The 20271-nt window shown below is 67.0% G+C and carries 25 protein-coding genes; 17 read left to right on the plus strand and 8 right to left on the minus strand.

Features of this window, described 5'->3' with window-relative positions:
• The first annotated feature begins 92 nt into the window (after nucleotides 1–92).
• The 4 genes from ACN6O8_RS09940 (at nucleotide 93) to ACN6O8_RS09955 (ending at nucleotide 2560) form a co-directional block, all read left to right on the plus strand.
• Nucleotides 93–365 (plus strand): hypothetical protein, encoded by a 273-nt coding sequence (locus tag ACN6O8_RS09940; RefSeq protein WP_427990885.1) that lies wholly within the window; start codon nucleotides 93–95, stop codon nucleotides 363–365.
• 69 nt (nucleotides 366–434) lie between these two features.
• Nucleotides 435–740 (plus strand): NIPSNAP family protein, encoded by a 306-nt coding sequence (locus ACN6O8_RS09945; protein WP_427990886.1) that lies wholly within the window; start codon nucleotides 435–437, stop codon nucleotides 738–740.
• A gap of 181 nt (nucleotides 741–921) precedes the next feature.
• Complete coding sequence (locus tag ACN6O8_RS09950) at nucleotides 922–1839, plus strand: PhzF family phenazine biosynthesis protein (RefSeq protein WP_427990887.1); 918 nt, start codon at nucleotides 922–924, stop codon at nucleotides 1837–1839.
• Nucleotides 1840–2125: 286 nt separating this feature from the next.
• Nucleotides 2126–2560 carry a GNAT family acetyltransferase gene (locus ACN6O8_RS09955; protein WP_427990888.1) on the plus strand — a complete coding sequence of 145 codons (435 nt, stop codon included), beginning with the start codon at nucleotides 2126–2128 and terminating at the stop codon, nucleotides 2558–2560.
• A gap of 260 nt (nucleotides 2561–2820) precedes the next feature.
• On the opposite strand, the gene ACN6O8_RS09960 is transcribed toward ACN6O8_RS09955, so the two are convergent.
• Together ACN6O8_RS09960 and ACN6O8_RS09965 are read right to left on the minus strand one after the other, a co-directional pair.
• Nucleotides 2821–3774 carry a succinylglutamate desuccinylase gene (locus tag ACN6O8_RS09960; protein WP_427990889.1) on the minus strand — a complete coding sequence of 318 codons (954 nt, stop codon included), beginning with the start codon at nucleotides 3772–3774 and terminating at the stop codon, nucleotides 2821–2823.
• A gap of 10 nt (nucleotides 3775–3784) precedes the next feature.
• Nucleotides 3785–4786 carry a Bug family tripartite tricarboxylate transporter substrate binding protein gene (locus tag ACN6O8_RS09965; protein WP_427990890.1) on the minus strand — a complete coding sequence of 334 codons (1002 nt, stop codon included), beginning with the start codon at nucleotides 4784–4786 and terminating at the stop codon, nucleotides 3785–3787.
• Between the two features lie 154 nt (nucleotides 4787–4940).
• On the opposite strand from ACN6O8_RS09965, the gene ACN6O8_RS09970 reads away from it, so the two are divergent.
• The 3 genes from ACN6O8_RS09970 (at nucleotide 4941) to ACN6O8_RS09980 (ending at nucleotide 7089) form a co-directional block, all read left to right on the plus strand.
• Nucleotides 4941–5804, plus strand: coding sequence for a MurR/RpiR family transcriptional regulator (locus tag ACN6O8_RS09970; RefSeq protein ID WP_427990891.1), 864 nt, complete (start codon nucleotides 4941–4943; stop codon nucleotides 5802–5804).
• Between the two features lie 196 nt (nucleotides 5805–6000).
• Nucleotides 6001–6255, plus strand: a complete 255-nt coding sequence (locus ACN6O8_RS09975; protein WP_427990892.1) for a hypothetical protein — start codon at nucleotides 6001–6003, stop codon at nucleotides 6253–6255.
• Between the two features lie 240 nt (nucleotides 6256–6495).
• Nucleotides 6496–7089 (plus strand): BPSL1445 family SYLF domain-containing lipoprotein, encoded by a 594-nt coding sequence (locus ACN6O8_RS09980; protein WP_427990893.1) that lies wholly within the window; start codon nucleotides 6496–6498, stop codon nucleotides 7087–7089.
• A 91-nt stretch (nucleotides 7090–7180) separates the two neighbouring features.
• On the opposite strand, the gene ACN6O8_RS09985 is transcribed toward ACN6O8_RS09980, so the two are convergent.
• Both ACN6O8_RS09985 and ACN6O8_RS09990 read right to left on the minus strand, forming a co-directional pair.
• The gene (locus tag ACN6O8_RS09985) at nucleotides 7181–7414 is read right to left on the minus strand and encodes a hypothetical protein (protein ID WP_427990894.1); all 234 of its coding nucleotides are present in this window, start codon (nucleotides 7412–7414) and stop codon (nucleotides 7181–7183) included.
• A gap of 110 nt (nucleotides 7415–7524) precedes the next feature.
• Entirely contained in the window at nucleotides 7525–7995 is a 471-nt protein-coding gene (locus ACN6O8_RS09990) for an Lrp/AsnC family transcriptional regulator (protein ID WP_241048879.1), read from the minus strand.
• 160 nt (nucleotides 7996–8155) lie between these two features.
• Here ACN6O8_RS09990 and ACN6O8_RS09995 point away from each other — a divergent pair, with 160 nt between their 5' ends.
• From ACN6O8_RS09995 to ACN6O8_RS10015, 5 genes are all read left to right on the plus strand, one after another.
• Complete coding sequence (locus ACN6O8_RS09995; protein ID WP_427990895.1) at nucleotides 8156–9067, plus strand: DMT family transporter; 912 nt, start codon at nucleotides 8156–8158, stop codon at nucleotides 9065–9067.
• Nucleotides 9068–9120: 53 nt separating this feature from the next.
• A complete protein-coding gene (locus ACN6O8_RS10000) occupies nucleotides 9121–9345 on the plus strand; it encodes a hypothetical protein (RefSeq protein ID WP_427990896.1) in 225 nt (74 codons plus the stop codon).
• Between the two features lie 306 nt (nucleotides 9346–9651).
• Nucleotides 9652–9864 carry a hypothetical protein gene (locus ACN6O8_RS10005; RefSeq protein WP_006218759.1) on the plus strand — a complete coding sequence of 71 codons (213 nt, stop codon included), beginning with the start codon at nucleotides 9652–9654 and terminating at the stop codon, nucleotides 9862–9864.
• Between the two features lie 149 nt (nucleotides 9865–10013).
• A complete protein-coding gene (locus tag ACN6O8_RS10010; protein ID WP_427990897.1) occupies nucleotides 10014–11120 on the plus strand; it encodes an AGE family epimerase/isomerase in 1107 nt (368 codons plus the stop codon).
• A 102-nt stretch (nucleotides 11121–11222) separates the two neighbouring features.
• The gene (locus ACN6O8_RS10015; protein ID WP_042792993.1) at nucleotides 11223–11438 is read left to right on the plus strand and encodes a hypothetical protein; all 216 of its coding nucleotides are present in this window, start codon (nucleotides 11223–11225) and stop codon (nucleotides 11436–11438) included.
• A 94-nt stretch (nucleotides 11439–11532) separates the two neighbouring features.
• Here the strand turns inward: ACN6O8_RS10015 and ACN6O8_RS10020 are convergent, their stop codons facing one another.
• Nucleotides 11533–12465, minus strand: coding sequence for a LysR substrate-binding domain-containing protein (locus tag ACN6O8_RS10020; RefSeq protein WP_427990898.1), 933 nt, complete (start codon nucleotides 12463–12465; stop codon nucleotides 11533–11535).
• A 148-nt stretch (nucleotides 12466–12613) separates the two neighbouring features.
• Here ACN6O8_RS10020 and ACN6O8_RS10025 point away from each other — a divergent pair, with 148 nt between their 5' ends.
• From ACN6O8_RS10025 to ACN6O8_RS10035, 3 genes are all read left to right on the plus strand, one after another.
• Nucleotides 12614–13603 (plus strand): Bug family tripartite tricarboxylate transporter substrate binding protein, encoded by a 990-nt coding sequence (locus ACN6O8_RS10025; RefSeq protein ID WP_427990899.1) that lies wholly within the window; start codon nucleotides 12614–12616, stop codon nucleotides 13601–13603.
• Nucleotides 13604–13605: 2 nt separating this feature from the next.
• Nucleotides 13606–14484 carry an N-formylglutamate amidohydrolase gene (locus tag ACN6O8_RS10030; RefSeq protein WP_427990900.1) on the plus strand — a complete coding sequence of 293 codons (879 nt, stop codon included), beginning with the start codon at nucleotides 13606–13608 and terminating at the stop codon, nucleotides 14482–14484.
• A 148-nt stretch (nucleotides 14485–14632) separates the two neighbouring features.
• Entirely contained in the window at nucleotides 14633–14953 is a 321-nt protein-coding gene (locus ACN6O8_RS10035; RefSeq protein WP_427990901.1) for a hypothetical protein, read from the plus strand.
• Nucleotides 14954–14969: 16 nt separating this feature from the next.
• On the opposite strand, the gene ACN6O8_RS10040 is transcribed toward ACN6O8_RS10035, so the two are convergent.
• Nucleotides 14970–15812 carry a LysR family transcriptional regulator gene (locus ACN6O8_RS10040; RefSeq protein ID WP_427990902.1) on the minus strand — a complete coding sequence of 281 codons (843 nt, stop codon included), beginning with the start codon at nucleotides 15810–15812 and terminating at the stop codon, nucleotides 14970–14972.
• A 108-nt stretch (nucleotides 15813–15920) separates the two neighbouring features.
• Here ACN6O8_RS10040 and ACN6O8_RS10045 point away from each other — a divergent pair, with 108 nt between their 5' ends.
• Nucleotides 15921–16907, plus strand: a complete 987-nt coding sequence (locus ACN6O8_RS10045) for a bile acid:sodium symporter family protein (RefSeq protein WP_427990903.1) — start codon at nucleotides 15921–15923, stop codon at nucleotides 16905–16907.
• Between the two features lie 3 nt (nucleotides 16908–16910).
• On the opposite strand, the gene ACN6O8_RS10050 is transcribed toward ACN6O8_RS10045, so the two are convergent.
• Together ACN6O8_RS10050 and ACN6O8_RS10055 are read right to left on the minus strand one after the other, a co-directional pair.
• Entirely contained in the window at nucleotides 16911–17297 is a 387-nt protein-coding gene (locus ACN6O8_RS10050; RefSeq protein ID WP_427990904.1) for a Rieske (2Fe-2S) protein, read from the minus strand.
• Between the two features lie 52 nt (nucleotides 17298–17349).
• A complete protein-coding gene (locus ACN6O8_RS10055; RefSeq protein WP_427990905.1) occupies nucleotides 17350–19152 on the minus strand; it encodes an ABCB family ABC transporter ATP-binding protein/permease in 1803 nt (600 codons plus the stop codon).
• Between the two features lie 289 nt (nucleotides 19153–19441).
• Between ACN6O8_RS10055 and ACN6O8_RS10060 the strand changes: the two genes are divergently transcribed.
• The gene (locus tag ACN6O8_RS10060; protein WP_427990906.1) at nucleotides 19442–20269 is read left to right on the plus strand and encodes an aldo/keto reductase; all 828 of its coding nucleotides are present in this window, start codon (nucleotides 19442–19444) and stop codon (nucleotides 20267–20269) included.
• The last annotated feature ends 2 nt before the right edge of the window (nucleotides 20270–20271 follow it).

The following is a 20271-nucleotide window of genomic DNA, read 5'->3' on the forward strand; positions in this document are numbered from 1 at the left end:
CTTCGGCTGAGATTTGCGCATGCCTGTGCGAACCGCGCCAGGCTGTCCTTTCCGAAGAGCGTCGAGATTTGCACGAATCTGCGCTGGCGCCCGTGCGCCGCTACCGCTTTGCCCGCCAGGACATCGAGGCGCGATATGGCCGCGGCAATTTCGACGATGGCGGCGGCCACGTCGTCGAGGCCTTGGGTGAAGTGTTGGCTTGGGAGAACCAGTATCCGCTGGCTTTCGGGTTCGATACCGCGCATGCCAATCCGTGGCACCACGCGTTGGTCGCGATGGTCACCGGCATGCCCGATGACGTTGCGCGGCATTTCGCCGACCGCATGCGGGCGCTTGGCCTGCCGCCGCCGCGCTCGGCCGATTGACCGGGATTTGCCCTGCAAGCTAGGATGCCGCGGCGCGTTCGCGCCTCATCCATCCGCTACGGAGTCTTCATGGTCACCTGCTATCTGCGCTACGTCATCGACCCCAGCCGCCTCAAGGAATTCGAGGCCTACGGCAAGATGTGGATTGCGCTGGTCGAGAAGTTCGGCGGCACCCACCATGGCTATTTCCTGCCGTCCGAAGGGGCCAACAATATCGCGCTGGCGTTGTTCACGTTTCCCAGCCTGGCCGAGTACGAGCGTTATCGTCAGCAGTCGATGGCCGATGCGCAGTGCCAGGCGGCCTTCAAGTACGCCGAGGACACGCGCTGCATCCTCAGCTACGAACGCAGCTTCTTCCGACCAGTGTTCGATTGAATCCGGTCGCGCCGCGCCGCTGGCGGCCCATCCCGGCCGGGGGCTCAGGCTGGGCAAGCTGTCCATCCCCGGCCGCCGCCGGCGGCCTGTTATGCCTTGATTTGAGCGGCTCTGTGCCTGTCGCAGGACGAGGGTGGCGCGCATAATTTTTCGCATTCGCCATTCGTTTCCAGGAGCCCGCATGCGTTACCGCTACGTCACCGCCGATGTTTTCACCGAACATGCTTACCAAGGCAACCCGCTGGCGGTGGTGCTGGCGGCCGAGGGGCTCGATACCGGGCAGATGCAGCGCATCGCGCGCGAGTTCAACTATTCGGAGACCAGTTTCGTATTGCCGCCGCGAGATGCCGCGCATACGGCCTGGGTACGCATCTTCACGCCTGACCGCGAGGTTCCCTTTGCCGGCCACCCGAACGTGGGCACGGCGGTGGTGTTGGCGCGCGAGATGATCGCGGCCGGTCAGCCGGCGCCAGCGCGCTTCGTGTTCGAAGAGGAAGCGGGCCTGGTGCGCATCGACCTGCGCTATGGCGAGGACGGTGGCCTGCTCGGCGCCGCGCTGGCCGCGCCGCAGCCGCTGACGCGCGCCAGTCAGGTGACGGCCGAAGCCGCGGCGCGCGCCCTGAGCCTGGCCCCAGGCGATGTGCTGACGGCCGAACACGCGCCGCAGGTGGTGTCGGTGGGGTTGATCTTCCTGGTGGTGCAACTGGCCAGCCGCGATGCGCTGCGCCGCGCGAGGCCGGATCCGGCGGGCTACGCGGCGCTGTTGCCGCTGGATGGCGCGCGTTCCATCTACGCCTACACCACGGACTGCGGCCCTGAGACCGCGCTGGGTCCGACGGACATCCAGGCGCGCATGTTCACCGGCCGCATGACCGAGGACCCCGCCACCGGCAGCGCGACGGGCGCGGCGACGGCGTTGCGGGCGGCGCTGCGGGGCCAGGGGGAATTGCGCCTGCGGGTGGGCCAGGGGGTGGACATGGGGCGGGCCAGCCTGTTGCTGGCCCACGCCGAGGTGCGTCCGGACGGCGTGTGGGCAGGCGTGGCGGGCCAGGCGGTGGTGGTGATGGAGGGCACGCTGCCGGCGCCGGCTGCGGCCTGAACGCCGCTGCGCGACCTTGTCGCGACACGCGCGCCTCGTGTAAGCTGGTCGCCATGAACCGCATTCACCTTGCCCCGCCGGCCCTGTCGGCCCGGGCGGACAACCGACGAATCACTCGACGCCTGCGTTGAGTGGCAAGCCGTGTTCGAACGCCGGATCCCCGGTGTTCCATCCCGAAGGCCACGATACCCTCGTGGCCTTTTTGTTTGCGCGGCCCGCGCGCTTTGTTTGCCAGCCATCGAGGCGTAGCGCCCGGCCTTCGTTTTTCCTTCGAGAGGAACGAAGCATGAAGCATCCCGAACTGGCCATCCGGCCTTTCCATCCGGCGGACGAGACCGCCATCATCCGGCTGTGGACCGATTGCGGATTGACGCGGCCCTGGAACGATCCGCGCAAGGACGTGGCGCGCAAGCTGACCGTGCAGGCCGACCTGTTCCTGGTCGGCGAGGCGGACGGCGAGATCGTCGGCACATTGATGGGGGGCTATGACGGCCATCGAGGCTGGGTCAACTATCTGGCGGTGTCGCCGGCGCACCAGCGCCGCGGCTATGCGTCGGCGCTGATGCGGGTGCTGGAACGCAAGTTCCTGGAGATGGGTTGTCCCAAGATCAATCTGTTGATCCGCTCGGGCAACCTGGCGGTGAGGGATTTCTATGCGAGCCTGGGCTTTCAGCAGGATGAAGTGATCAGCCTGGGCAAGCGCCTGATCCCGGATCTGTAAGGCGTGACCGTGGCGAACGGCGTTCGACGGGCGCCCGCGATTGGGGGGCGAGCGCGCTTTGCGGCGAGCTCTGCCGTGGCATGGCAGACGGCGTCGGCCGAGATCAACTGATCACGGCCCATTCCGAACAGGCCGGCGGCCGGCAACGCGTCGTAGGGGATGCGTTGCCAGTGCACTGGCGCCATCGCCCGGACTTGGAAACCCTGCCGCTGGATATCCGCGGCGGGGGCGTCCAGGTCCCAGGGATGGGGCTCCCACATCTACATGGGCTCGGTCAGGTACACCGCTTCGCGGCCGACGATCGGCATGCGGGTGGGCATGAAGATCGTGCAGTTGTCGCACGGCGAGCGGATTTCCTCGCCGGCATTGAGGGCGATGAGCTCGCCCTTGTCGAAGACCTCGAAGCCCAGCAGCGGCCGCGTGAAGGTGAAGTCCTCGGACTTGACCATATGCACTTGCAGCAGCCGGAACGGCTGGGCGGGCGTCGCGGGCGCGCGGGTGGCCGGGGCGTCGATCAAGCCCAGGTGCGCCAGGAACCGCAGCGTGACGTCGGTGGCGAGCGTGGCGGCCGATTGCGCGAAATGCTGGCCGCATTCGACCACCAGCGCGCCGCCGCTGTCCGAGGCGGGATCGCCATGGCGGCCGTAGTTGAGCACGCCGGTGCCAGGGAAGCGGCCGGCCGGCATCACCAACTGCACCGCCGGGGCGCCGACCGCGGCGGCCAGCGCGGTGTTGCGGTCCATCTCGGGGTAGACCCAGAACGGCTGCACCGGCGCCCGCGTCGAGTGGATGTCCAGCACGTAGTCGGCGGCGTCCAGCACCGGGCGCAGTTCGCGCGCGCGCCGCAGTTCCGGACTTTGCTCGTCGCCGTCCAGCCATTGGGGCGACCAGATGCGGTTCAGGTTGTGCACCAGTTGGCGGTTCTCGTACGGGTTGTCGATGTCGAAGGCGTTGTATGCCTCCATGTTGGCGAAGCTGACGGTGAGCGTGCCGATCTTGGGGCGCACGCCGCTATCGAGCAGGTGGGTGGCCGCCACCATGCCACAGATTTCGTTGCCGTGGGTCAGGGCGTTGATCAGCACGTGCGGGCCGGGCTTGCCCGACTCGAAGCGATGCACGTAGTCGATGCCAGTGTTGCCCTGGCGGTAGGCGGAAAGATCGCGCGGCAGGACTTCGAGCGGCGCGGTGTCGGGGGCGAAAGCGGGATTGGGCATGGGCGGGAACCTATTCCGGGCGGATGCCGGCGCGGTCGATCAGGTCTTTGTACAAGGCCAGGCGCTGCGACATCATGTCGGTGAATTGTTGCGGGGTCTGCAGTTCGGGCGGCAGGGCGCCGCTTTTTTCCAGCGATTGCACGGTGCTTTCCTGGCGGGCGGCGGTCTGCACCGCCTCCAGCAGTTTCTGCACGATGGCGGGCGGCGTGCCGGCCGGCGCGGCCAGACCGATCCACGACATCGCGTTGAGCGTGGGGTGGCCCAGCTCGGCAAAGGTGGGGATATCGGGCAGCGACGGCAGGCGGTTGGGCGCGGCCACCGCCAGCGCGCGCATTTTGCCGGTCTGGATGTGGGGCAGGAAGGGCGCCAGGTTGTCCAGCGCGAACTGGGCCTCGTTGGCCAGCAGCGCGTTCAGCAGCGGCGCGCCGCCACGGTAGGGCACGTGCACCGCGCCGACCTGCAGCGTGTGCTTGAGCAGCTCGGCGTTGAGCTGGCCCATGCTGCCGACGCCGGCGGTGGCGAAGTGGACGTCGTCCGGGTGCGCCTTCAGGTAGGCGATGAACTCGGCGAAGTTCTTGACGGGCAAGGCGGCGCTGGTCACCAGCACGTTGGGCGAACGCGCCAACTGCGAGATCGAGGTGAAGTCCTTGATCGGATCGTAGCCCAGATTGGGGTGCATCAGCGGGTTGGCCAGGTGCGAGCTTTGCGACGAGGCCACCAGCGTGTAGCCATCGGGTTTGGCGCGTGCCACGCGCTGGCTGCCGATGGCGCCGCCGGCGCCATCGCGGTTTTCGACCACGAGCGTGACGCCCAGGATCTTGCCCAGCACTTCGGCGTAGAGCCGGCCGGCCAGGTCGACGGAGCCGCCAGCGGGAAAGGGCACCACCAAGGTGATGGGACGTGAGGGATAGGGGGTGTCCGCGCGGGCGGACAAGGGCAGCAAGGCGGCGGCCAGGCCCGCCATCAGCAGTTGGCGGCGGGCGGGCGACAAGGCCTCGGACGGGTGCTTCATGAAGCTCTCTTGTGGGGGCGAACGGTTCAGTCTATTCTGCAACGAACATTGCAGAATGAAATATAGTCTGCAATGAATATTGTTGAATTTGGGGTTATCACCTAGCCAGGCCGCGCCCCGGTCTGCGCCCGGCATCTTGGAGTCCGCCCGCATCGTGAATCTGCACCAGCGCATCGCCGCCTACGACAAGAAACTGACCAAGACCGAACGGCGCCTGGTCGAGGACATGCAGGCGCGCTATCCCCAGGGCCTGCTCGAATCCGCCACGGCGCTGGCGCGCAACGTCGGCACCAGCGCCTCCACCGTGGTGCGCCTGCTCGCCAAGCTGGGCTACGACAGCTACGCCCAGGCGCAGATGCAGGCGCGCGCCGAGCTCACCGCGCGGCTGGCCTCGCCGGGCGAGCGGGCCGATGCGGTCAGTGTCGATAATCCGTCGGCGCAGGCCTGCCTGCGCAATGCCTTGCTGCACGATCAGCACAACCTGGAGACCACCTTCGCCGCGCTCGACGTGGCGGCCTTCGAAGCGGCGGTGCGCCTGCTGACGCAGCGGCGCGCGCGCGTGCATGTGTTGGGGTTGCGCCAGGCGGCGCCGCTGGCCAGCCACGTGGCGCTGTATCTGAACCTGTGCCTGCCCGGCGTGCGCGCCATGACCGGGACGGGGCCGCTGTTCCTGGAAGACCAGTTATTGTGGCTGGACGAGCAGGATGTATTGTTGGCGTTCACCTTCCGGCGCTATTCGGTGGCAGCGGCCAATGCGGTCAAGGTCTTCCGCGAGCGCGGCGGCCAGGTGGTGCTGGTGACCGATTCGGCGGCGGCGCCGGCCGCCGCGCAGGCGCACCACGTGCTGCTGGCGCGTACCTCCAGCGCCTCGCCGTTCGATTCGTATGTGTCGGCCCTGTCGATCTGCAATGCGTTGCTGGCGGCGGTGGCGCTGCGCCGCAAGAAGGAACTGGCCGCGACGCTCGAACGTGGCGAGGCCTTGTGGGATGCGCAGTGGATTCATCCTCCGGCGCGTTGAGCCGCGTTTGAGCCGCACTGGCCCAGATCGCGCCGGCGCGGTGAAAAAGGCTCGATTCCGAGGTGTTTTCGCCCTTGTCCAGATGCGTCGGCACCAGGCGTTCTAGTACGTCATAACCCCCTGAAAACATAACTTTCCAAGCCGGTTTTTTATTGGCATATTGCGGTCGGGAAAAACGAATTTCAGGAGTGGGGGAATGGATGTGTGGCCACAGCGTCACATCGACGGCTTCGAAGTGCAGTGCGAAGTCGTCAGTCTCGATGCCGATGTGCTGGCGATAGAAATCAGTGTGTCACGGCCTGGTGACGCGGCGTTCCGCCAGCGTTGGCCGCTGCCGCGTTTCGTGACCTTCGCCGATGCCGGCGTGGCGCGCAGGCACGCCGAGTTGGTGCTGTCCGGCATCGTCTCGGTGGATCGGGCGACGGGGGAACCGCGCTATGGCATTCTCTGAAAAATGCCGGTGCCGGGTGCCGAGCGGCTTGCTGCCTGGTATCGAGACGCCGATTGCCCTACCAAATGTTGCTTCGGACGACCGCGAGCAGGGACGCGCCGCCTCGCGTCATCCCCGACCCGCGGCAGGGCGGCGCAAGGCGGCCCGCTAGGTTTTGTTTCGTTTATCACATCATGTGCCTTGCGCCGGCGCGTGGGGCCGGTAGAGTGGACAATGGATGACAACAAAAAGGAGAGTTCCATGTTTGACACTTTTCCTGTCCTGCGCCGCGTCGGCATGGCCGCTGCGACCCTCAGCGTAGCCGGTCTGCTGTTCGCCGGTTGCACCACCACCACCCCGCAGTCGAACGCGTCCGCCCAGGAGCAGCGGCAATCGATCAACAGCGCGGCCAATGCCTCGTTGGGCAAGCTGTATGAAGCGGCGCCGCAGTCCAAGGAGCTGGTCGCCCGCGCCAAGGGCGTGCTGATCTTCCCTGACGTGCTGAGCGGCAGCTTCTTCATCGGCGCGGAGCACGGCAAGGGGGTGTTGCGGGTGAACGGCGCCAACGCCGGCTATTACAGCACCACGGCCGGTTCCATTGGCTTTCAGGCAGGCGCGCAGTCCAAGGCCATGTTCGTGCTGTTCATGACGGATGACGCCCTGAACAAGTTCCGCAACAGCAATGGCTGGACGGTGGGCGCGGATGCCACCGTGGCGGTGGTCAATATCGGCGCCAACGGCCGTATCGACACCAACACGGCGCAACAGCCCGTGGTGGGCTTCGTGCTCAACAACGGCGGCCTGATGGCGGGCGTGTCGCTGGAAGGCACCAAGATCGCGAAGATCAATATGTAAAGGGTATCGGGGCGGTCGTTGCGGCCGCTTCGAGGCAGACAATAACGCCGCGGCGCGCGCGCCGCGGCGTTTTGCGTTCAAGGAAGGCGTGTCAGCGCAGGATGTCGTCGCCGTGGCTGCGCACCGCGTTCTCGCGTTCGATTTCGGCCGCTTCGATTTTCGGATCCAGGCCGCGCCAGCGCAGGATGCGGCCGCGTTCCTCGGCCGGCTCCCAGCCCAGGATGCCGTATCGGGTGATTTCGGTCTCTCCGGTGTCGAATGCCACTTCGAAGTAGCCCTGACGATCGGGTAGCGTGCTGCCGGGGTACCAGTCGGTTTCAGGCATAGTGGACTCCTTGCTAAGCGATGAAGGGGCGCCGGCCTCGGTCACAGGCCGGACGTTTTTCATTGTGGGCTTGGCGGCCCGATCCCGCAAGCGCCTGCGCCGCCGGTCGCTTAGCCCAGCGGCACCGCGGTGGTGTAGAGCACCTGCTTGAGGGCGAAGCTCGAGCGGATGCTGGCGACGCCGGGAATGCGCGTGATGTGCTCGACGATCAGGCGTTCGAGTGCGTCGACATCGGGCACCAGGGCGCGGATCAGGTAGTCGGCGTCGCCGGACATCAGATAGCACTCCATGATTTCGGGCAATACGGCGATCTCGCGTTCGAACACGTCGAGCGCGGCCTTGCGCTGCTTGTCCAGCGAGATCTGGATGAACACATTGACCTTCAGGCCGAGCTTGCGCGCGTTGAGCAGTGTGACGCGGCGATCGATCAAGCCTTCGCTCTCGAGCCGGCGCACGCGCGCCAGGCAGGGCGAGGCCGACAGGTTGACGCGCGCGGCCAGCTCGACATTGGTCAGACGCGCATCGCGCTGAAGTTCGTTGAGAATGCGGATGTCGGTGGCATCCAGGTTTATATCCGGCATAACAGACCTGTCGTTCATGGTTGGGCAATTCATTTGTGCCGAGTATGCCCGTTTAAACGGCAAATTGAGGTGAAATATGCTGGGGTTTGCCCTATAGACTATTCCCTTCTTTGGCGAATCGGTCAAGACACGGAATATTCAAGCGGTAGAAGTGGCAGTAATGAGTCGGCAGAGCACCTTGCGCAAGTTCCTGCCCCTGGCCGGGGCGGTGATGATCTGGGGCGGCAATTGGCCCGTCATGAAACTGGGGCTGGCGCACATGAGTCCGCTCTGGCTGGCGGCCAGCCGCTTTGGGTCGGCGGCGTTGATCAGCGTGGCGGTGCTGGCCCTGCTGGGCCGCCTGCGGCTGCCGACGCGCCAGGAATGGCCGCTGGTGGCGGGCGTGGCCCTGCTGCAGATGGGCGCATTCACCGCGCTGGCGCTGTGGGCGTTGCAATATGTGGCGCCGGGGCGGGCGTCGGTGATCGCCTACGCGACCTCGATCTGGGTGATTCCGCTGTCGTCGCTGGTGCTCAAGGAACGGCTGTCGGCGGCGCAGTGGTTCGCTACCGGGCTCAGTTATGCAGGCATCGGCGTGATCGTGGCGCCCGCCTTCAGTCCGTGGCAGGCGCATACGGCGGTCGGCCTGGTGATGCTGCTGGGGGCTTCGTTTGCCTGGGCTTGCAACATCATCCAGTTGCGGGGCAGTCGCCACGTGCGCCTGGGCGCCGACATGATTCCCTGGCAGACCGCGATCGCCACGGTGCCGCTGGCGGCGCTGGCCTGGCTGCGCGACGGCGCGCCGGCTTTCCTGGCCGTGCCCGAGGCCTGGCCGGTGATCCTGTATACCGGGCCGCTGGCCACCGCGCTGACCTTCATCGTGGTGCTTGGCATGACGCAGAAACTGCCGCCAGTGGCGACCTCGATCGCCATGTTGTGCGTGCCGTTGATCGGCCTGATCGTGTCGTCGGTGGTGTTTCACGAACGCCTGTCGCCCGATCTGGCGCTGGGCCTGGGGCTGATCGCCTTGAGCGTGGCGGCGTCGGCGGCGGCGGCGCGTCTGAAGCGCCCGCTGGCGCTGCGCGCGTCGTAGGGGGGCGTGCTCGTCCGCGTGCTATCGTTGAGGCATTCAACAGAGAGTCACGCATGGCATTGCATCGTTTCGAAAAGGGTGAACTGGGTCACTGGCTGCGCATCGTTGCCGATAATTCGGAACCGGTAGCCCTCGAGACCCGCCTGCCGACGCACGTGGCCGAGGCGCTGCAGACCCTGCGATGCATCGATCCCGGCCCCGACGGCGGCTGGCGTATCACCGACAAGGGCAAGCTGGCGCTGCGCATGGAAGAACCCGGCGCCATCCATTTGCGCTAGGCCGTTTCTGCGCCTTCTTTTCAAGACAGGCCTGTGGCGCGTGGCTCGCACTGCCGCGGGATTTCGCACATTTCTTGTGAATGTTCTCGCCATGTGGCGTTGGCGCGTGGTTGCGCCATGGCGGGGCTACGGGAATCTCCTGAGACGGTTTGTTGGATTTGGCAGCGTCCGGACGTATCGCGCGCCTTGCGCCGCCGGTAAGATGAACTTGCGTGACGGATTCAGGTCTATTCATTGCGCGGGCCTTCTGAACCCGCCGCGTCACGCGTGGTTCACGCGTTTAGGTAACCGACTGGGAGGTAGCACATGCAGCATCGTGACCAGGAAGTACTGATCGACGTTTCCACAGCGGCCATGGATACCGGCGGATATGGCGTATTGCTGACGGTAACGGCCGAGGGCGGCACCGAAGTGGATGCCGCGTTTTCCCACTTGGGCAACTGCGCCTCGTTGGATGAGGCACGCGATCGCGCGGAAATCTTCGCGCAGAACTGGGTCGAGGAAAACATCTTCCGCTAGGCGCATCCGCGCTTGAACGAAGTTGAACGGCTGTACCGGTCTGTGTGCGCATGACGCTCAGAATGGCATTCCAGAGATGGCGGCGGAAATTTCGGTTATCGTCGCTGCTCCATAACAAGCGGTCCTCATCGGACCTGCGTCGTTCCAAGATGACTGCCGCACAGACCAACTCCGCCTTGGCGGAGCACATCAACGCTTTTCGCGCGCATTTCGACTCGGTCATCCTGCCCCTGTGGATGGGGCGGGGCTTCAATGACGCACTGGGTCTGCCTTTCGAATCCCTGGATGCCGCCACTGGCCAGCCGCTGCCTGTCGAGCGCTATCGCGCCATGGCTTGCGCCCGCCAGTTGTATGTCTACGCCGAGGCGCCGGGCGCGAGTGCCGGCGCGCATGCCGAGCGCCTGTTCGCGTCGCTGCGCCGCGTGTTCCGCGACGAGGCGCACGGTGGTTGGCGTTACAGTGTCGACGCCCAGGGGCGGCCGCTCGATGCGAACCAGGATCTGTACACCCACGCCTTTATCGTGTTCGCCTGCGCCGCCTATTTCAGGCGATCGCGCAGCGCCGACGCGCGCAAGCTGCTGCTGGCCACGGCAGAGACCATCGAATCGCGGTTCCGGCGCGCCGATGGGCTGTACCACGCCGCCATGAGTCCGGATTGGCGCCAGCCGCTGCGCAGGCCGGCGCAGAATCCCATGATGCATTTGACCGAGGCCTATCTGGCCGCGGCCCAGGTGGCCGAGCCGGCTTTGTTCGCCACGCGCCTGCGCGGGCTGGCGCAAGCCATGAGCCAGTCGTTCCTGAGCGCGCCGACGCAGTGCATCGCGGAGTTGCCGCAAGGCACGCCCGGCAATCGCCTCGAGCCGGGCCACCAGTTCGAATGGCTGTCGCTGGTGCGCGAGTCGGCCGAGGTGTTCGACGGGCTGGATCTGGTGGAGTCGCTGCCGCGCGGCGTCCAGTGGGCGCGCCGTCACGGGGTCGACGCGGGCGGGGTCCTGGCCGCGCTGGACGAGCATGGCGCGGTGCTGGACGATACCCGCCGGGTCTGGGCGCAGACCGAATACCTGCGGGTGCTGGCGCTGCTGGGCGACCGCGCGGCACTGACCCAGGCGCTGGCGGCTTTCCGTAGCCGCTTCCTGCACGCTGGCGGCTGGTACGAATGCCTGGACGGCGGCGGGGCGCTGGTGCGCGCCGATATGCCCTCGACCTCGCCGTACCACCTGGCGACCTGCCTGGCGGCATTGCCAGCCGTTGTTTAATTGCGCCGTTAACAATTTTTGTTTAGCCTGGAATAGGCTTTCATAGAAAAACATTGGTGAAATCCCTTACAATTTAGTAACTATGTTTGTGGGGAAGCATCAATGAGCGTTATGTGCTTGGCTTGCCAACGCATCAATCCCGGGCTTGCCGGCGTGGCACCGCATGCTCACCTGGGGCACCAGGGATTCACCAACCCGACGCAGAAGGGCCGCGAGGAAAGCCGCGAGGATCATTTCCGCTGTCTGAATTGCGGCGCCAAGTGGCTGCGCGAGACCGACAAATGGGGCGTGGATCTGGGATTCAAGCTGGCGCCCTGAGGCGCTGGACGATGCGGTCGCGCGGCTGCCGCCGCCTGTCATGATCGGGCCCCGTTTCGGGGCCCGTTTTGTTTTGTAGCGCGCCGTCGCAATTTCAGGCGGCAAGCGGGGCCGCGGCCTCGGGATCCTGTCGCGCCGTATCGAGAAGCCACTGGCGGAAACACGCCAGGGCATAGTGGTCGCGGCGCTGGGGTGGGGCGCACAGGTGGTATCCGCGCGCGATGGCGATGCGCAGGTCGGGAAAGGGGGCGGCCACGCGGCCGGCTTGCAGGTCGTCCTGCACCAGGCAGCGTTGCAGTACCGCGATGCCCATGTCGGCCATGACGGCGCGCACCAGGATGCTGACCTGGTCGAAGCCGTTGGCGAGCTTGAGGGGACCGCGCCGCACGCCGGCGGCCTCGAACCAGCGGTCCCAGTTGTCCATGCCGTTGGCGTGGTACAGCAGCGGCTCGCCGAGCAGGCCGGCGGGGCTGTCCCACCGGCCCGCGGCGCGACGCGCGGCCAGCCTGGCGGGACTGCAGATGGCGATCATTTCGCGACCGATGATGTAGTCCGCCTGCCAGCCGGGCCATTGGCCGGCCACGCCCGAGAGGATGCTGGCGTCGGGCGTGGCGCCGGAGAAATCCTCGTTGCGGCGATAGGCCGCGAAACTCAGCTGGATATCGGGATGCCGGCGGTGGAAGTCGGGCAGGCGCGGCACCAGCCAGGCGCTGGCCAGGGTCGGCACGCTGGACAGCGTCAGGCGCAGGCGGCGGTCGTCGGCGCGCAGCTCGGCGCTGAGTTGCTCGATGGCCTGCAGCGGGGCTTGGCCGCCTTCGTAGAGCTTGCGGCCGGTTTCGGTCAGGGTCAGCCCATGGGCGTTGCGGCGCATCAGCGGCTGACCGAAATGCGCTTCGAGGCGCGCAATGGCGCGGCTGACCGCGCCCTGGGTCACGCACAGGGTTTCGGCCGCGAGGGTGAAGCTGCCCAGCCGCGCCGCCGTCATGAAGGCGTGCAGCTCGGACATGGACGGCGAATGCAGGCGCATGGCGCGGCGGGTTCCCGGAAGCCGCCTGCGCGGCCCTAGCATGAGCGTTGGTAATGAAGGCGTGCAATATAGTCGTTTGAAAGCGGATCGTAAAGTTCGGACACTGGCGGCCTCGCAGCAAGACCTGCACCTTTTCCGGAGTCGCTTCATGTCCCGCCGCCTATTCGGCCGTTCCGCGCGCATCGCGCTTGCCGGCGTCTGCGCCGCGCTGTCTTTTGCCGTTCCGGCGCACGCCGCCGACTATCCTTCCCGTCCCATCAAGCTGGTAGTGCCGTTCGCCGCGGGCGGCTCGACCGATATCGTGGCGCGCCTGGTGGCCGAGTACGCCGGCCGCGACCTGAAGCAGACCATCGTGGTCGAGAACAAGGCCGGCGCGGGCGGTTCGCTGGGCATGGAGCAGGTGGCGCGCTCGACCGCTGATGGCTACACCATCGGCATGGCGACGATGAGCACGCACGGGTCCAACCCGGCGGTCTATCGCAAGATGAACTACGACCCGCTCAAGGATTTCGAGCCGGTGGCCAACGTGCTGGCCGTGCCCAGTATCTTCGCGATCAATCCGCAGGTCCCGGCCAGGAACATGGCCGAGTTCGTCGCCCTGGCCAAGGGCCAGGCGGACAAGTACAGCTTTGCCTCGCCGGGCGTGGGATCGCTGGGGCACGTGAACATCGAAAACTTCATGATGCTGGCCGGCATCAAGCTGCTGCACGTGCCGTACCGCGGCGCGGGTCCGGCGCTCAATGACGTGATGGGCGGGCAGGTTGACGCCATCACCGACAACCTGTCCTCGACCCTGCCGCAGGTGCTGGGCGGCAAGCTGCGGCCGCTGGCGGTGCTGGGCGCCGAACGCTCGCCGCTGCTGCCGGACGTGCCGACCTATATCGAGCTGGGCTATCCCGACATGGGCACGGGCGGCTGGTTCGGCCTGGTGGCGCCGGCCGGCACGCCGCCCGCCGTGATCGAACGTTTGAACCAGGCGGTGCGCGCGGCGATGCAGGATCCCGAATTCCGCAAGAAGGCCGAGGACGTCGGTGGTACGCTGATGCCGACCACGCCGCAGGAATTCAAGGTCCAGATCGAACAGGCCCTGGCGCGCTACGCCAAGGTCGCCAAGGCCGCCAACATCCAGGCTGACTGACAATGACGAACGCCGACTTTCAAGCCGTTTCCGTGCATGCCCCGACCGCGCCGGCCCTGCCGCTGGTGTGTGATTCGCCGCACAGCGGCGAGCAATATCCCGCCGACTTCGGCGCGGCGGCCAGCCTGGCGCAATTGCGCCAGGGCGAGGACACGCATGTGGACGCCTTGTGGTCGGCGGCGCCGGTGTTGGGCGCCACGCTGGTGGCGGCGCATTTTCCGCGCGTCTACATCGATCCCAACCGTACGCTGCGCGACCTGGATCCGGAGTTGCTGGCCGAGCCCTGGCCGGAACCGCTCGATCCGGGAGAAAAGACGCGCCTGGGCAAGGGCCTGATCTGGCGCCGCATGGATAAGGCCACGCCGATCTACGACCGTAAGCTGACGCTGGCCGAAGTGCGCCATCGCATCCAGGCCTATTACGAGCCTTACCACGCGGCGCTGGCGCGGGCTATCGAAGGCGCGCAACGCGATTTCGGCGCGGTCTGGCATCTGAATCTGCATTCGATGCCGAATGACGCTTATGAGCGGCTGGGCCGCCAGAGCACGCATCCGCTGGCCGATTTCGTGCTGGGCGATCGCGATGGCACCACCTGTGAGCCGGAATTCATCGCGCTGATCGAGACGGCGCTGCGCGACCGCGGCTACACCGTGGCGCGCAACGATCCCTACAAGGGCGTGCAACTGATCGCGCAGATCGGCCAGCCGGCGTTGAACCGGCACAGCCTGCAGGTCGAGATCCGCCGTCCGTTGTACATGGACGAGGCGACGCGCGAGCGCAACGCGGGCTTCGAGTCGCTGCGCGCCGATCTGTCGCAAGTGCTGGCGCAGGTGGCGCAATACGTGCGGGCGCGGCTGCCGGCGATATCGTCGACAATATAGACGCGCGTGCGTCGTCGCCAATCAGGGGGCCCCGGTTTGATGCGAATCAATCGGGGCCATTTCGCCTGCGCTTAAGTTTCGCCTAGGCCGGCCGTTGTCGCTAACAACGAGCTGCGTCGATCATGGGTGCGGCCGATAAGGAACCGGTATGGCCGAGAAGATCATCAATGGTTTTTCCGTCGTGGCGTATGCGACACAACCCGAGGGGCGCATTCCGGCGCGCGCTTTTCTGGAAACGCGGCGCCTGCCGGTGAAGGCGGACGCGGCCGCCAAGGAGGCTGGCGCGCAGGAGGCGCCGCCGGCCTGTGACCAGGACGAGGCCGAGGACGAACCCGAAAGCCTGGCGTTCGAGATCTTTGTGACGCGTCGATTTCGCGGCGCGGTCGAAGCGATGTCGGCCGCGCGCAATGCGCTCGATCGCGTGAAGTCCGTGGACGAGCACGGCGTGCCGGACCACCTGCCGGACTAGCGCGACGCGCAACGGTTCAGGTCAGCGCGCTGCGCATCAGGATCTCGGTCAGCGCGCGGGTCGGCTTGTTGGGCGCGGGTGCCGAGATGACGATGAATTCCACCTGCGGCAGCGCCGGCAGGGCCAGCGCGCCGGTCGGCGGCGCCAGGCCGGCGGTGGACAGGTGCGAGGGTTGCACCGTGATGCCCAGGCCGGCGCGGGCCGCCGCCTGGCAGCCGGCGTAGCTGGTGCTGGTACAGACGATCTGCCAGCTGCGGCCGGCGCGCGCCAGCGCATCCAGCGCCAGGCTGCGGGTGACGCTGGGTTCGCGCAGCAGGATCAGCGGCAGCGGCGCGTCGGGCGCCAGGCGCAGGCCTTCGCGGGCGCGCCACAGCAATGCTTCCTTATGCAGCGTCTGGCCCCGGCGGTCGCCACGGCGGCGCTTGCCGATCATGACGTCCAGGCCGTTGTCGTCCAGCAGGCGGTAGAGATCGCTGGTGACGCCGATGGTGATGTCCAGCTCCACTTCGGGATGCGCCTGGCGGAATGCGGCCAGCACGTCGGGCAGCGGCCCCATGGCCAGGTCGTCGGAGGTGCCGAGCCGCACCCGGCCGCGCAGCCGCGGGGCGTCGAACAGACGCTCGGCGCGCTCGTGCGCGTCGAGGATGATCTCGGCGTGCACCAGCAGGCTGCGGCCATCACTGGTCAGGGCGAGGGAGTGGGTATCGCGCAGGAACAGGCGCCGGTTCAACGACTGCTCCAGCTGACGGATGTGTTCGCTGACGGTGGGCTGGGTCAGGCCGAGGCGGCGCGCCGCTTCGCTGAAGCTGGGCGCGCCTGCGGCGGTGGCGAATGTCTTGAGCCAGAGCGGATTGAGCATGGCTGCCTGCTTATAGGAAAGTCCGATGGCAGCTACAGTAACCAGTGGCCTTCACGATAGCAAGCGGCGCGCCTATAGTTTCCGCAACCTCTCTGGAAACTTCCCGCCATGCGCCGCTTCCTGCCCGACTCGTTCACGCTCATCCTGATCGCCACCGTGGCGTTCGCCAGCTTTTTCCCGGCCGTGGGCAAGGGCGCCTCGTTCATGCTGGTGGCCAGCAATGTGGCGATTGCGCTGCTGTTCTTTCTGCACGGCGCGCGCTTGTCGACCGCTGCGATCGTGGCCGGGGTCAAGGACGTGCGCTTGCATGCGCTGATCCTGAGCTGCACCTTCATCCTGTTTCCGCTGTTGGGACTGACGCTGCGCGCGCTGTTTCCCGGTTTGCTGACGCCGTCGCTGTGGCTGGGCGTGATCTTCGTGTGTACGCTGTCGTCCACGGTGCAGTCGTCGATCGCGTTCACCTCGATGGCGCGCGGTAACGTGCCGGGCGCGATCTGCGCGGCCACCGCCTCCAATCTGCTCGGCACGGTGCTGACGCCGCTGCTGGTGGCGGTGCTGCTGCATCGCCAGGGTGGCGGCCATGGCCTGGCCGATGCCGGCCGCATCCTTGTGCAACTGCTGCTGCCGTTCGCGCTGGGCAGCCTGCTGCGGCCTTGGATCGGCGCCTGGGCGCAGCGCAACAGCCGCATCCTGTCGAAGGTGGATCGCAGTTCGATCCTGCTGGCGGTCTATACCGCGTTCAGCGAGGCGGTGGCGCAGGGCATCTGGCGCGCGTTCCCCGCGATCGACCTGGCGACCATGGTGCTGGTCAATGCGCTGTTGCTGGGGGCGGTGCTGCTGATCACGACCTGGGGCAGCCGCAGGCTCGGGCTGTCCAAGGAGAACGAGATCACGCTGGTGTTCTGCGGCTCGAAGAAGTCGCTGGCGTCCGGCATTCCGCTGGCCACGGTGCTGTTCGGCACGTCGCAGATGGGCATTGTGGTGTTGCCGCTGATGATCTTCCATCAGATGCAGCTGATGGTGTGCGCGGTGCTGGCGCGGCGCTACGCCGACCGCGCCGAGCCGGCGCAGGCGGCCGAACCGGCCCGCGCCTGAAGGCTAGCCTTCGGCGGCGAGCGGCTGGATCTTGCCGCTGGGCCGCCAGTAGACGGCGCCGTCGCGTTCTTCGACCGTCAGCCCGGCGAGGCGGCCGTTCTTACAGGGGCCGCCGACGCACAGGCCGGTGTCAGGCTGGTAGGTGGCGCCGTGGCGGGCGCACATGATCAGGTCGCCGGCGCGGGTGAAGAAGCTGCCTTCCCAGTCGAGTTCGACGCCGACGTGGGCGCAGCGGTTCAGGTAGCCGTGCACGCGGTCCTGGTAGCGCACGAAGAATGCCGTGGTGCGGCCCGCGCTGTCGGTGACCGGCACTTTGACGCCGAGCCCGCCATTGACCAGGTCGGTGGCGGCGCAGACGCGGACTTCGGGGGCGGTGCGGGAATCCTGCATGGAAGGCCTTGGAAGCAAAGGGTGCGATGTTCGGACAGGGGGGCGGGGCTTGTCAATCCGCCTGCGGGGCGCCGTTTTCCTGCTGCCGCGCCCACATGGCGGCGTACCGGCCGCCCGCCGCCAGCAGTTGCGCGTGGCGGCCGCGCTCGGCCACGCGGCCGTCCTCGAGCACCAGGATCTCGTCGGCGTCGGCCACGGTGGACAGGCGGTGGGCGATGATGAGCGTGCTGCGGCCGCGGCTGACTTCGCGCAGGTTGGCCTGGATGTCGCGCTCGGTGCGGGTGTCGAGCGCGCTGGTGGCTTCGTCGAACAGGAAGATGGCCGGGTTCTTGAGCAGGGTGCGGGCGATGGCGACGCGCTGTTTTTCGCCGCCGGACAGCTTGAGGCCGCGCTCGCCCACCATGGTCTGGTAGCCGTCGGGCATGGCCATGATCAGGTCGTGGATGTGCGCCAGCCGGGCCGCGTGCTCGATCTCGGCGTCCGAGGCGCCGGGCCGGCCGTAGCCGATGTTGTAGCGGATGGTGTCGTTGAACAGCACCGTGTCCTGCGGCACCACGCCGATGGCGGCGCGCAGGCTGGCCTGGGTGACCTCGCGCACGTCCTGGCCGTCGACCAGGATGACGCCGGCGTCGGCGTCGTAGAAGCGGAACAGCAAGCGCCCGATGGTGGACTTGCCCGCGCCCGAGGTGCCAACCACGGCCACGGTCTTGCCGGCCGGCAGGGTGAAGCTCACGCCCTTGAGGATGGGCCGGCGTTCGTCGTAGCCGAAGCGCACATCGCGGAATTCGACCGCGCCGCCGGCCACGCGCAGCGGCTGCGCGCCGGGGCGGTCGGCCACTTCGCGGTCCTGGCCCAGCAGTTCGAACATGCGTTCCATGTCGATCATGGCCTGCTTGATCTCGCGGTAGATGAAGCCGAAGAAGCTCAGCGGCGAGTAAAGCTGCAGCAGGTAGGTGTTGACCAGCACGAAGTCGCCCAGCGTGTAGCGGCCCTGGGCGATGCCGTTGGCGGCCATCCACATCACCAGCGTGAGGCCGGCGGATATGATGACGGCCTGGCCGACGTTGAGGATCGACAGGCTGACCTGGCTGCGCACCGCGGCGCGTTCGTAGCGGGTGAGCGAGGCGTCGTAGCGGCGCGCTTCGTGCTCCTCGTTGCCGAAGTACTTGACCGTCTCGTAGTTCAGCAGGCTTTCGATGGCCTTGGTGTTGGCCTCGGAGTCGGTTTCGTTCATCTGCCGGCGGAACTTGGCGCGCCATTCGGTGACGGCGAGCGTATAGGCCATGTACAGGACCACCGTGGCGCCCGTGGCCAGCGCCAGCCAGGCGTCGAACATGCGCCACAGCACGATGCAGACCAGGCCGATCTCGAAGAAGGTGGGCAGGATGTTGAACAGCAGGAACGACAGCAGCGTCTGGATGCCCTTGGTGCCGCGCTCGATGGCGCGGGTCAGGCCGCCGGTCTGGCGCGTCAGGTGAAAGCGCAGCGCCAGGCCGTGCAGGTGGCGGAAGATGCGCAGGCCGACCGAGCGGATGGCGTGCTGGCCGACGCGGGCGAACAGAGCGTCGCGCAGTTCCGAGAACAGCAGCGACAGGACCCGCGCGCCGCCGTAGGCCAGGATCAGGCCCAGCGGCACGGTCACGTGGCCCGGCGCGCCCTGGCCGAGGGCGTCGATGGCGTGCTTGTAGATCACTGGCACGTAGACGGTGGCCGCCTTGGCGGCGAACAGGCATAGCAGGGCGGCCACCACCCGCGCCTTCAGCCCCGCCTGGCCGGGCGGCCAGAGGTAGGGAAACAGGGTGCGCAGGGTGGCGAAGCCACCGCGTCCGGGCGTGCGGGAGACGGGTGCGGTCATGGGGCGGCGAGCAAGGCGAAGGCGGGCAGGCGGTGGAATCCGAAGAGGGGCGTCGGGCCCCGTAAAGGCCCATTATCCGGCACCGGCGCTATGATCTAGTTGAAAACCCCTGGGATGGAAGGACCACGCCCGGGGGTTTTACATCCGGTTTTCTCATCGTTTTTCCATGCAGGGGCAGCGGGGCGGGCCCGTTATCAACGGTAGGCCAGGGGGTACGCCCGGCAGCATCCCTGGTTGCGCGACCTGGCGCGATTTCGCCGTGCGAGCGTCGCAAGCTTCGGAGGGTGTTATGGCGAAAGTACCCACAGTGAAACTGAACGACGGCGGCAAGATTCCGCAATTGGGCCTGGGCGTGTGGCAGGTGCCGGACGATCAGGCCGCCGCCAGCGTCAAGGAAGCGCTGGCGGCCGGCTATCGTTCGGTGGACACCGCCGCGATCTACGGCAACGAATCCGGCGTGGGCGCCGGGCTGCGCGCCGCGGGCGTGGCGCGCAAGGACCTGTTCATCACCACCAAACTGTGGAATGACAAGCATGGTTTCGATGCGGCCCAGCAGGCCATGGACGAAAGCCTGGAAAAGCTCGGCCTGGCCTACGTGGATCTGTACCTGATCCATTGGCCGGTGGCCGGCAGCGAGAAATTCCTCGACGCCTGGCGCGCCATGATCGAGATGAAGGCAGACGGCCGCGCCCGTTCGATCGGGGTGTCCAATTTCACCCGCGCCAACCTGGAGCGCCTGATCGATGCCACCGGGGTCGTGCCGGCGGTCAATCAGATCGAACTGCATCCGGGCTTCGCGCAGCGCGAATTGCGCGCGTTCCATGAAAAGCATTGCATCGCCACCGAGTCCTGGAGTCCGTTGGCGCAGGGCCGGATCACGCAGGACAAGACGATCCTGGAGCTGGCGCGCAAGCACGGTAAATCGGCGGCGCAAGTGACGCTGCGCTGGCACTTGCAGCAGGGCCTGATCGTGATCCCGAAGTCGGTGACGCCGGCGCGCATCCGCGAGAACATCGATGTGTTCGATTTCGAGCTGTCGGGCGCGGAGATGGCGGCGATCGACGCCATCCCGGAAGGGCCCCGCCTGGGGCCCGATCCGGAGAAGTTCGGCAAGTAGGG

Source organism: Achromobacter sp. (assembly GCF_050285565.1).
Taxonomy (GTDB): Bacteria; Pseudomonadota; Gammaproteobacteria; order Burkholderiales; family Burkholderiaceae_B; genus Achromobacter.

Bases quoted from the DNA above. Each gene is read 5' to 3' on its own strand.
- ACN6O8_RS09945 (WP_427990886.1), top strand. From the start codon at position 435: ATGGTCACCTGCTATCTGCGCTACGTCATCGACCCCAGCCGCCTCAAG.
- ACN6O8_RS09950 (WP_427990887.1), top strand. From the start codon at position 922: ATGCGTTACCGCTACGTCACCGCCGATGTTTTCACCGAACATGCTTAC.
- ACN6O8_RS09955 (WP_427990888.1), top strand. From the start codon at position 2,126: ATGAAGCATCCCGAACTGGCCATCCGGCCTTTCCATCCGGCGGACGAG.
- ACN6O8_RS09960 (WP_427990889.1), bottom strand. From the start codon at position 3,774: ATGCCCAATCCCGCTTTCGCCCCCGACACCGCGCCGCTCGAAGTCCTG.
- ACN6O8_RS09965 (WP_427990890.1), bottom strand. From the start codon at position 4,786: ATGAAGCACCCGTCCGAGGCCTTGTCGCCCGCCCGCCGCCAACTGCTG.
- ACN6O8_RS09975 (WP_427990892.1), top strand. From the start codon at position 6,001: ATGGATGTGTGGCCACAGCGTCACATCGACGGCTTCGAAGTGCAGTGC.
- ACN6O8_RS09980 (WP_427990893.1), top strand. From the start codon at position 6,496: ATGTTTGACACTTTTCCTGTCCTGCGCCGCGTCGGCATGGCCGCTGCG.
- ACN6O8_RS09985 (WP_427990894.1), bottom strand. From the start codon at position 7,414: ATGCCTGAAACCGACTGGTACCCCGGCAGCACGCTACCCGATCGTCAG.
- ACN6O8_RS09990 (WP_241048879.1), bottom strand. From the start codon at position 7,995: ATGCCGGATATAAACCTGGATGCCACCGACATCCGCATTCTCAACGAA.
- ACN6O8_RS09995 (WP_427990895.1), top strand. From the start codon at position 8,156: ATGAGTCGGCAGAGCACCTTGCGCAAGTTCCTGCCCCTGGCCGGGGCG.
- ACN6O8_RS10000 (WP_427990896.1), top strand. From the start codon at position 9,121: ATGGCATTGCATCGTTTCGAAAAGGGTGAACTGGGTCACTGGCTGCGC.
- ACN6O8_RS10005 (WP_006218759.1), top strand. From the start codon at position 9,652: ATGCAGCATCGTGACCAGGAAGTACTGATCGACGTTTCCACAGCGGCC.
- ACN6O8_RS10010 (WP_427990897.1), top strand. From the start codon at position 10,014: ATGACTGCCGCACAGACCAACTCCGCCTTGGCGGAGCACATCAACGCT.
- ACN6O8_RS10015 (WP_042792993.1), top strand. From the start codon at position 11,223: ATGAGCGTTATGTGCTTGGCTTGCCAACGCATCAATCCCGGGCTTGCC.
- ACN6O8_RS10020 (WP_427990898.1), bottom strand. From the start codon at position 12,465: ATGCGCCTGCATTCGCCGTCCATGTCCGAGCTGCACGCCTTCATGACG.
- ACN6O8_RS10025 (WP_427990899.1), top strand. From the start codon at position 12,614: ATGTCCCGCCGCCTATTCGGCCGTTCCGCGCGCATCGCGCTTGCCGGC.
- ACN6O8_RS10030 (WP_427990900.1), top strand. From the start codon at position 13,606: ATGACGAACGCCGACTTTCAAGCCGTTTCCGTGCATGCCCCGACCGCG.
- ACN6O8_RS10035 (WP_427990901.1), top strand. From the start codon at position 14,633: ATGGCCGAGAAGATCATCAATGGTTTTTCCGTCGTGGCGTATGCGACA.
- ACN6O8_RS10040 (WP_427990902.1), bottom strand. From the start codon at position 15,812: ATGCTCAATCCGCTCTGGCTCAAGACATTCGCCACCGCCGCAGGCGCG.
- ACN6O8_RS10045 (WP_427990903.1), top strand. From the start codon at position 15,921: ATGCGCCGCTTCCTGCCCGACTCGTTCACGCTCATCCTGATCGCCACC.
- ACN6O8_RS10050 (WP_427990904.1), bottom strand. From the start codon at position 17,297: ATGCAGGATTCCCGCACCGCCCCCGAAGTCCGCGTCTGCGCCGCCACC.
- ACN6O8_RS10055 (WP_427990905.1), bottom strand. From the start codon at position 19,152: ATGACCGCACCCGTCTCCCGCACGCCCGGACGCGGTGGCTTCGCCACC.
- ACN6O8_RS10060 (WP_427990906.1), top strand. From the start codon at position 19,442: ATGGCGAAAGTACCCACAGTGAAACTGAACGACGGCGGCAAGATTCCG.